This window comes from Candidatus Cloacimonadota bacterium, assembly GCA_012522635.1.
Classification (GTDB): domain Bacteria; phylum Cloacimonadota; class Cloacimonadia; order Cloacimonadales; family Cloacimonadaceae; genus Syntrophosphaera.
The window spans coordinates 1-2,709 of the sequence record JAAYKA010000041.1; the positions used below are offsets into that span (position 1 = coordinate 1).

Genomic DNA, 2,709 nt, shown 5'->3' on the forward strand with positions numbered 1-2,709 from the left:
ATGGAGCTTTTTCAATTCACCGCTGATGGCTTGAACGGGGCAAACTTTGGCGCAGATGGTGCAGCCGATGCAGTGTTCTTCTTCGATGAAAGCTTTTTTGCGCAAACCTGCCAGGAGGTCTTGGATGCTGTTGGTGGGGCAGACTGTAGCGCAGATTCCGCAATTTATACATTTATTATAGTTGATGCGGGCGAGGTTGTTTTCGATGGTGATGGCTTGGACGGGGCATTTTTTGGCGCAGATGCCGCAGCCGATGCAGGGAAGTTCACTGCCGCAAACCTGTTTTGCCAGGGGACCTTTGTCTTTGGATGAGCAGCGGATATAAACGTTTTTGCTGACGGGGACAAGTTCGATCAGATGGCGCGGACAGGCTTTCACGCAGGCTCCGCAGGCGGTGCATTTTTCAGGGTCAATCACCCGCATTCCGCAGTCGTTGATGCTGATGGCGTCGAATTTGCAGACGCGGAAACAATCGTTATAACCCAAACATCCGTGGGAGCACATGCTGGGTCCGCCAGCGATGTTCACCGCCGAAAGGCATGATTCGATGCCCTCGTAGGCATATTTCCATTTTGTGTTTTCATGGCCACCGGAAGTGCAGTGGTAAACCGCGATGCGCTTTTCCAGGGCGCCGGCTTCGGAGCCCATGATGCGGGCGATGGCTTCGGCAATTGCGGCTCCGCCGGGAGCGCAGAGATTGCATGCCACGCCTTCGTTCACGATGGAATCCGCATATCCAGAGCATCCCGCCTTTCCGCAGGCTCCGCAATTCGCGCCTGGCAAAAGTTCAAGAATCTGCTCCACGCGGGGGTCGATTTTGACTTCAAAAACCTTGGAGGCAAAAGCCAGGATTAAGCCGAAAATCAGACCCATGGTGCCCACAATGATGACGGGGGTCAGGATTTGGGAGAGCCCCGCGGCCAGGATAACAGTGAAAGCAAGGTTTTGCATGCTTTTCTCCTCAGATTTTGAGGCCCATAAAGCCGTAAAAAGCCAGAGCCATGGTACCCGCCAGAATCATGCCGCTGGCAAAGCCTTCCATGCTTTTGGGAAGGTCCACCAATGCCAGGCGCTGGCGGATTCCAGCCATTGCCAAAAGCACGAAAGTGAAGCCCACACCGGAAAGCAGGCCGTTCAGGGTTGCCATCAGGAAGTTGTAGGTGCTGCCATCCGCCTGGGGGGTGATGTTCAAAATTGCCACACCCAAAACGGCGCAATTGGTTGTGATCAGAGGCAGATACACGCCCAGTGATTTATAGAGAGCCGGCGCGTTTTTTTGGATAACCATTTCCACAAATTGGACCAGGGCGGCGATGGTGAGGATGAAGGCCAGAGTGCTGAGGTAGGTAAGTTCATAGGGCACAAGCAGATATTGGTATATGAGGTAGCAAAAGGCGGAGGCCATGGTCATCACAAAAATCACTGCCATGCCCATGCCGAAGGCGGAATCCATTTTTTTGGAAACACCCAGGTAGGGGCAAAGCCCTAAAAAGCGGGAGAGGACGAAGTTTTGGATGAAGATGGCGCTCACTGCCATCACGAAAAGTTGTCCCAGGAAATTCATTGAAATCTCTCCTTCAGCAGGTTGATGGCTGCCATCAATAGACCCAGGGTGATGAAGGCTCCCGGCGCCAAAACTGCGATTAGCATTGGGTCATAGGTTTTTGGCATCACGCGCATTCCAGCCCAGGTGCCGTTGCCCAAAATTTCACGGAAAGTGGAAACAACCACCAACGCCAGGGTGAAGCCAAGCCCCATGCCGATGCCGTCGGCAAGGGAATTCAAAACGTTGTTTTTGTTCGCGAAAGCCTCGGCGCGTCCCAAAATGATGCAATTCACCACGATGAGCGGGATGAACAGCCCCAGGGATTTGTGCAATTCCGGCAAATAGGCCGCCATCACCATGTCCACAACGCTCACAAAGGCTGCAATCACAACCACATAGACGGGGATGCGGATTTTATCCGGGGTGATGTTTTTAATCAGCGAAATCATCACGTTCGAGCAAACCAACACGAAGGTGGCAGCCATTCCCATGCCGATGGCGTTGTTCACGGAAGTGGATGTGGCCAGGGTGGGGCACATGCCCAAAACAATCACGAAAATTGGGTTTTCTTTGATGAGACCCTTGGTCAGTTCTTTGATAAAGCTCACGGTTTCGGCTCCTTTTCCGGCTCTGCGGGCGCGGCTGACAGGCTGGCTTTAATCAGGTTCACGGTTTCACGCAGGGAGTTTGCAATGGCGCGCGTGGTGATGGTGGCACCTGTGAGGGAGACAATTTTGCCGCCGTCTTTGTCCACCAGAAGTTCATCCGGAGCCAGTCCCTTGAATTTGGCGGCAAAACTTTCCTGGGTGCAATTCGCGCCCAGACCGGGGGTTTCGGCTTGTTCAATCACCTGGATGTTGATGACGTTGAATTCCGGATCCAGCGCTGCCATGGTTTTCACGTTGCTGGAATAACCTGCTTTGGAGGCAGTGAAGGTGTAGCCTTTCAATTCGCCGGTTTTTTCGTCTTTTGCCTCGTAATATTCGATGGAATCCGCTTCCGGCACGGCGATCTGTTTGAGTTCAAAGACGGCGCAGGGAATGAGGGTGGAACGCGCTTCATCGGCGGCTTTGGTTTGCAGTTCGTCGATGCGTGGCTTGGTGGCGGAATTCACAAACGCCAAAAGCGCTGTCGCCACCACGCAAAATGCCAGCAGGATGAGG

The 2,709-nt window shown here is 53.4% G+C and carries 4 protein-coding genes; all 4 read right to left on the reverse strand.

The features are described 5' to 3' along the window. Positions 1-951: RnfABCDGE type electron transport complex subunit B (locus GX135_02510; GenBank protein ID NLN84962.1), on the reverse strand; the 951-nt coding region annotated here is incomplete at its 3' end. 10 nt (positions 952-961) lie between these two features. Further along, positions 962-1,564, reverse strand: coding sequence for an RnfABCDGE type electron transport complex subunit A (locus GX135_02515; GenBank protein NLN84963.1), 603 nt, complete (start codon positions 1,562-1,564; stop codon positions 962-964). Beyond that, positions 1,561-2,154, reverse strand: a complete 594-nt coding sequence (locus GX135_02520; protein ID NLN84964.1) for an electron transport complex subunit E — start codon at positions 2,152-2,154, stop codon at positions 1,561-1,563. Before GX135_02520 ends, GX135_02515 begins: the two co-directional genes overlap by 4 nt. Beyond that, the coding region (locus tag GX135_02525; protein NLN84965.1) for an RnfABCDGE type electron transport complex subunit G at positions 2,151-2,709 on the reverse strand (559 nt) is incomplete at its 5' end. The genes GX135_02525 and GX135_02520, both read right to left, overlap by 4 nt.